General features: G+C 52.4%; 3 protein-coding genes, 1 tRNA gene and 3 rRNA genes. 1 reads left to right on the plus strand and 6 read right to left on the minus strand.

The genetic code is table 11. The features are described 5' to 3' along the window. Nucleotides 1–37 precede the first annotated feature (37 nt). On the minus strand, nt 38–3,709 hold the full coding sequence (gene metH, locus C9J03_RS22180; protein WP_044622397.1) for a methionine synthase: 3,672 nt from the start codon (nt 3,707–3,709) through the stop codon (nt 38–40). 204 nt (nt 3,710–3,913) lie between these two features. Here metH and C9J03_RS22185 point away from each other — a divergent pair, with 204 nt between their 5' ends. After that, on the plus strand, nt 3,914–5,197 hold the full coding sequence (locus tag C9J03_RS22185; protein WP_044624357.1) for a cation:proton antiporter: 1,284 nt from the start codon (nt 3,914–3,916) through the stop codon (nt 5,195–5,197). Nucleotides 5,198–5,263: 66 nt separating this feature from the next. Here the strand turns inward: C9J03_RS22185 and metA are convergent, their stop codons facing one another. The 5 genes from metA to C9J03_RS22210 form a co-directional block, all read right to left on the minus strand. Next, entirely contained in the window at nt 5,264–6,205 is a 942-nt protein-coding gene (metA, locus tag C9J03_RS22190; RefSeq protein WP_044622396.1) for a homoserine O-acetyltransferase MetA, read from the minus strand. Between the two features lie 233 nt (nt 6,206–6,438). Next, nucleotides 6,439–6,554, minus strand: a 5S ribosomal RNA gene (gene rrf, locus C9J03_RS22195). 8 nt (nt 6,555–6,562) lie between these two features. Then, nucleotides 6,563–6,638: transfer RNA gene (locus C9J03_RS22200), tRNA-Thr, on the minus strand. Nucleotides 6,639–6,686: 48 nt separating this feature from the next. Further along, a 5S ribosomal RNA gene (gene rrf, locus C9J03_RS22205) occupies nt 6,687–6,802 on the minus strand. A gap of 84 nt (nt 6,803–6,886) precedes the next feature. Further along, nucleotides 6,887–6,993: ribosomal RNA gene (locus tag C9J03_RS22210) — 23S ribosomal RNA — on the minus strand; the annotation flags it as partial.

Here is a 6,993-nt window from a genome sequence, read left to right on the forward strand (position 1 = left end):
GCTCAGTGAGCGCCTTTTTTGTTCAGGGTGACCCCATTTAGCCATGCAGGTTCGGGCCCAACCATTTCTCGGCCTCGGCCTGCTCCCAGCCTTTGCGATCGGCATAGCTGTCGCGCTGATCGTCCTGGATCTGGGCGATCGCAAAATAGCGCGAGTCCGGGTGGGAGAAATACCAGCCCGATACCGAAGCGCCCGGCCACATCGCATAACTGGTTGTCAGCGACATACCAATCGTCTCTTCAACCTGCAATAGCTCCCACAGCGCGCCTTTCTCGGTATGCTCAGGACACGCCGGATACCCTGGCGCAGGACGGATCCCCTGGTATTTCTCACGGATAAGATCATCATTCGATAAGTTCTCATCCGGCGAGTAGCCCCAGATCTCCGTACGCACCTGCTCATGCAGATACTCGGCAAAGGCTTCTGCCAACCGGTCGGCCACCGCCTGGATCATGATCGCGTTATAATCATCGCCTGCTGCCTTGTAGGCATCGGCCAACTCACGCTCGCCAATCCCGCCGGTTACCGCAAAGGCCCCAATCCAATCAGCCTTGCCGCTCCCTTTCGGCGCGATATAGTCCGACAAACAATAATTGAACCCCTTCGGCTTCTCGGTTTGCTGGCGCAGGTTGTGCAATACCTTAGCCACTTCAGTACGCGACTCATCCGTATACACCTCGATATCATCACCGACACTGTTGGCCGGGAACATGGCACACATACCACGGGCTTCGAGCAAGCCTTCCTGCTCGACCCTATCGAGCAGGGCATTGGCATCGCTGAACAAGCGCTGTGCTTCCTCACCCACCTCCTCATGATCAAGAATGGCCGGGTACTTGCCCATCAGCGACCAAGTCATGAAGAAAGGGGTCCAGTCGATGTACTCACGCAAGGTCGCCACATCAAAGTCATCAAACACCTGCACACCTGATTTCAGTGGTATCGGCGGGGAATACGCTTCCCAGTCAATCGCTACCTTGTTAGCCCTTGCCACCTCGAGCGAGACCGGCTGGGTCCTCGGACGCTTGCGGCTATGCTGATCACGTACCCTGACATAATCCGCATCCAGTTTTTCAACAAAGGCCGGGCGAAGCTCATCTGAGAGCAGTGAGGTACATACCCCCACCGCGCGGGAAGCGTTATTCACATACACCACAGGATGGCTGTAGTTCTGCTCGATCTTCACCGCAGTATGAGCCTTGGACGTCGTAGCCCCACCAATGAGCAGCGGTAAATCAAAGCCTTGGCGCTCCATCTCTTTCGCGACATGGACCATCTCGTCCAGCGAAGGGGTGATGAGGCCAGAGAGGCCGATGATATCGACATTCTCTTCCTTGGCGACCTTGAGGATCTTCTCACACGGTACCATCACACCCAGATCGATGATCTCGTAGTTATTACACTGCAATACCACGCCGACAATGTTCTTGCCAATGTCGTGGACATCGCCTTTCACCGTTGCCAGCAGGATCTTGCCGTTCGACGTGCCGGCCTGTTTTTCGGCATTGATAAACGGCTCGAGGTGGGCAACCGCCTGCTTCATCACCCGGGCAGATTTCACCACCTGCGGCAAGAACATCTTACCCTCACCGAACAAGTCACCGACCACATTCATACCGTCCATCAGCGGCCCCTCGATCACTTCAAGCGGCTTGGAAGCATTGAGACGGGCTTCCTCGGTATCATCAACGATAAACTCGGTGATGCCTTTCACCAAAGCATGCTCGAGACGCTTTGCAACCGGCCAGCTGCGCCACTCCAGCGCCGCACCGTCATCTTGCTGGCCGACAGTGCTGGTGCGGTACTCTTCCGCGATTTCCAGCAAGCGTTCGGTTGAATCATCGCGGCGGTTGAGGACCACATCCTCTACCGCCTCGCGTAATTTCTCCGGCACGTTGTCGTACACTTCGAGCTGTCCGGCATTGACGATGCCCATGTCCATCCCACGCTTGAAACAGTGATACAGGAACACGGCATGGATCGCCTCGCGGACATAGTTATTACCCCGGAACGAGAACGACACGTTGGAGACACCACCGGAAATCATCGCATGCGGTAGCTCACGCTTGATATCGCCGACGGCCTCGATGAAATCAACGGCATAGTTGTTGTGTTCTTCGATACCGGTGGCCACAGCAAAGATATTCGGGTCGAAAATGATGTCTTCCGGCGGGAAACCGACTTCATCGACCAAGATACGGTAGGCATTGGTACAGATCTCTACCTTGCGCTCCCGGGTATCTGCCTGACCCACTTCGTCAAACGCCATCACTATCACCGCGGCACCGTAGCGGCGGATCAGCTTGGCCTGCTCGACGAATTTCTCTTTGCCTTCCTTGAGCGAGATAGAGTTGACGATCCCCTTGCCCTGGATACATTTAAGGCCCGCCTCGATCACTTCCCACTTCGAGGAGTCGACCATAATCGGTACTTTGGAAATCTCAGGCTCGGAAGCACACAGCTTGAGGAAGCGCACCATACACGCCTCGGCGTCCAGCATCCCTTCATCCATATTGATATCGATGATCTGGGCACCGTTTTCAACCTGCTGGCGGGCGACTTCCAAGGCTTCATCGTACAGCTCTTCTTTGATCAGGCGCTTAAACCGGGCAGAGCCGGTCACGTTGGTCCGCTCACCCACATTGACGAACAGCGTATCCTTTTCAATGGTCAGCGGCTCAAGGCCCGAGAGACGACAAGCGACAGGTAATTCGGGCAAGGTGCGCGGAGCAATGTTTACTACCGCTTCAGCCATCCGGCGAATATGTTCAGGCGTGGTACCACAACAGCCTCCGACCAAATTCAGGAAGCCGCTTTGCGCCCACTCCTTGATATGCACCGCCATTTCCTCTGGCGACAGATCATATTCACCGAAAGCATTCGGCAGGCCGGCATTTGGGTGGGCTGAGACCGCGCACTCGGAGATGCGCGACAACTCCTCGACATATTGGCGCAGCTCATCTGGCCCCAGCGCACAGTTAAGGCCAAAGGAAATAGGATTGACATGGCGAAGCGCATTGTAGAACGCTTCGGTTGTCTGGCCCGATAGGGTTCGGCCTGAGGCATCGGTGATGGTACCTGAAATCATCACCGGCAAAGCGTAACCCAACTCTTCAAACACGGTTTCTACTGCGAACGCACAGGCCTTGGCATTGAGCGTATCGAAAATGGTTTCGATAAGAATGATATCCGATCCGCCCTCGATCAAAGCCCGGGTTGACTCGGCATAAGCCTCTACCAACTGATCGAAGCTGATATTACGAAAGCCGGGATCATTGACATCCGGCGAGATAGAACAGGTACGGTTGGTTGGCCCCAGTACCCCTGCGACAAAACGTGGTTTATCCGGCGTCTTTGCCGTCCACTCATCGGCCACTTGGCGGGCCAGCTTTGCGGCCTCGAGGTTGATCTCGGCACTCAACGCTTCCATCTCGTAATCGGCCATCGCAATGGTCGTTGCGTTGAAGGTATTGGTTTCAAGGATATCGGCCCCCGCCTCTAGATACGAGGCATGGATCTCCTTGATCAATTGCGGTTGTGTCAGTACCAGTAAGTCGTTATTACCTTTGAGGTCCATATGCCAATCGGCAAAACGCTGACCACGGTAATCTTGCTCTTCCAGCTTATAGCCCTGGATCATGGTGCCCATGCCACCATCAATGATCAGGATCTGCTCAGCCAAGCGTTTATTTAGTAAATCCTTGCCCATCAACACCGCTTTACTTCCTTTTCTAATGTCACAGCTAATTCACATCCTACCATAGCAGAAATGGAAATCTAGACGTCTAAAGGGCTTTTCGTTGATTAAATTTTAACTCATTGGAATGAAATTAATGATAGCTATCGGACAATGATAGATTTATATTTTGACACAATTTTCAGCTTTACTTTCAACTATCATCGAGGTCATGGGATGTCAGTTTACAGCACCCTCTGTTTTCTGGCGGCAGCAGCGATGCTGATCGCTTTTATAAACAGCAAAATAGGAAAAATGCAGACCACTATCGCCATCACTGCGGGGGCATTGGTACTATCGCTGGGCATCATCGTTGCCGGGCAAAACGGCTGGTTCCATCTAGAGGACGTTGCCGCTGCCCAGCTTGGCGAAATCAACTTTGAAAATTTCCTACTCAAAGGGATCCTGGGCTTCTTGCTGTTTGCCGGTGGCCTTGGGATCAAACTGCCCCACCTGGAAGACCAAAAATGGGAAATCACCACGCTGGCACTCGCCGCAACCTTGTTCTCGACCTTTTTTATCGGATTTTCCCTATGGGGTATTTGCCAGACGCTCGGCATCCCGCTTGATCTGATATACTGCCTGATCTTCGGCTCGCTGATCTCCCCGACCGACCCGATTGCCGTCCTTGCCATTGTCAAAAAACTCGATGCGCCAAAACGCATCTCAACCCAAATTGAGGGCGAATCACTATTCAATGACGGCTTCGGCCTAGTCATTTTCGTTACCCTATTTACCATCGCTTTCGGTAACGAAGCCCCTACCGTTCTTGGCGTCGGCCAGCTATTCGTGCAAGAAGCTATCGGTGGCATTGCCTACGGCTTCGCCCTTGGCCTGATCTTCCACTACCTCATCAGCTCGACCAACGACCACTCGATGGAGCTACTACTGACCTTGGGTGTCCCAACCGCAGGTTATGTCTTCGCCGACGTTATTCATGTTTCAGGCCCTCTGGCCATGGTGGTATCAGGCATCATGATCGGTAACTGGACACGCTATATTGGCTTTTCCAAAGAAAGTGAAGATCACCTCGATCACTTCTGGGAGCTGGTCGATGAGTTCCTCAACGGCGTACTGTTCCTGTTAATTGGTATGAGTATGCTGCAATTTAGCTTCCACCAAGAAGACTGGATACTGATGGTAATTGCGGTGCCATTGGTTCTACTGAGCCGCTTCCTCAGTATCAAACTCTCTTACGCCGGCTTCCAGCGCTATCGTGACTACAACCCGTTATCCGTCAAGATCCTCACTTGGGGTGGCCTGCGAGGCGGCCTTGCCCTCGCCATGGCAATGGCTATTCCGGCCGGTGTTATGGTGATCCCGGATAAAAACATCGACGTCCGTGAAATCATGCTGGTAATGACCTATTCGGTCGTGGTGTTCTCGATATTGGTCCAGGGCTCAACAATCACGCCGCTGATCCACAAGGCCAAGCTGTGGGAAGCTGAGAACAACGCCTGATAATCGACTGAGGCGGATACAAAAAAGACCTGCATAACGCAGGTCTTTTTTTTTCGCCCTTATAGGCTATTCATCCTTGGTGAAATTGGCTTCCGAGAAGTGTTCCAAATCGTAAGGTGTCTGCTGGTAAACACAGTAATTAAGCCAGTTAGAAAACAGCAGGTGGCCATGACTGCGCCAACTGGCAATCGGCGGGTTGCCCGGGTTATTGTCTGGGTAGTAGTTGACCGGCACATTGGGCTCCATCCCTTCACCGACATCCCGCACATATTCATTATGTAAGGTATCGACATCGTATTCAGGGTGGCCAGTGACAAAGACATTACGCTTGTCCTTGGTTGCCGCAAGGTAGACTCCTGCTTGCTCAGAAGTAGCCAGAACGTCCAAATCTGTGTGCTCGGCCAGGTACTCCGGCGAGAAATCGGCATAGCGTGAGTGTGGCGCCAAAAATGAATCATCAAACCCGCGCAGAATCGGATTATGGCAATCATGGATCCGGTGCCAATACACCCCGGAAAGTTTCTCCTTACGGGTGCGCTTGGGCAGATCATAGAGCAACTTCAAGCCAGCCTGAGCAGCCCAACAGACAAACAGGGTCGAGGTCACATGCTCCTTGGCCCAATTCATGATGGTCTGGATCTCTTCCCAATACAGCACATCCTCAAACTGTACCAAACCTAATGGCGCCCCAGTCACTATCAGGCCGTCAAAGTTACGGTCTTTCACCATCTCGAACTGTCGGTAGAAAGTATCAAGGTGCTCTGTCGGCGTATTTCTCGTCGGCCGGTTATCGATGCGGAGCAACTCAACATCGACTTGTAGCGGACTGTTGGACAACAGACGCAGGAACTGGGTTTCCGTTTCGATCTTCTTCGGCATCAAATTAAGCAGCAGCACCTTCAAAGGGCGGATTTCCTGACTGGATGCACGGGCTTCCGACATCACGAAGATATTCTCCCCGCGCAGGATGTCGGTGGCAGGTAATTTGTCAGGGATCTTAATCGGCATGGGTGCTTCTCCTTAAACGTTTTCCCGTCTACTCCCTCGAACAGAGATGTTTAGACGTCCAGATATCTAAATAAAACTATAAGAGATCACTCGTGGGTGCAAGCAAAAGAAGATTAAAAGAATAGATGAGCAGCCTTTATAGCATGAAGAAAACTCATCAATAGACGAGGGGCGTTTATTTGATAACCCCAGATATGAAAAAACCCAGCCGTTAGGCTGGGTTTAGAATAAGTGTTCAGCAATGACCTACTCTCACATGGGGAGGCCCCACACTACCATCGGCGCTACAACGTTTCACTTCTGAGTTCGGCATGGGATCAGGTGGTACCGCTGTGCTATTGTCGCTGAACAAAATCGTGGTGCTAGTACCCAGATTTGAACTGGGGACCTCACCCTTACCAAGGGTGCGCTCTACCAACTGAGCTATACCAGCACGCAATTCTGCGTGGAAACCCGCATTTGCGAATTTCTAAAATTTAAAGCCTGGCGATGTCCTACTCTCACATGGGGAGGCCCCACACTACCATCGGCGCTATTACGTTTCACTGCTGAGTTCGGCATGGGATCAGGTGGGTCCATAATGCTATGGTCGCCAAGCAAATTCGTTACAATCTCGAAAGCTGATGTTCTCAACACTCATTCAAGTGTTCGTGGAGTCCGCTAAAACCCCTTGGGTGTTGTATGGTTAAGCCTCACGGGCAATTAGTACAGGTTAGCTCAACGCCTCACAACGCTTACACACCCTGCCTATCTACGTCGTAGTCTCCAACAACCCTTCAGGAACCTTA

This window comes from Photobacterium gaetbulicola, from assembly GCF_003025515.1.
GTDB lineage: Bacteria > Pseudomonadota > Gammaproteobacteria > Enterobacterales > Vibrionaceae > Photobacterium > Photobacterium gaetbulicola.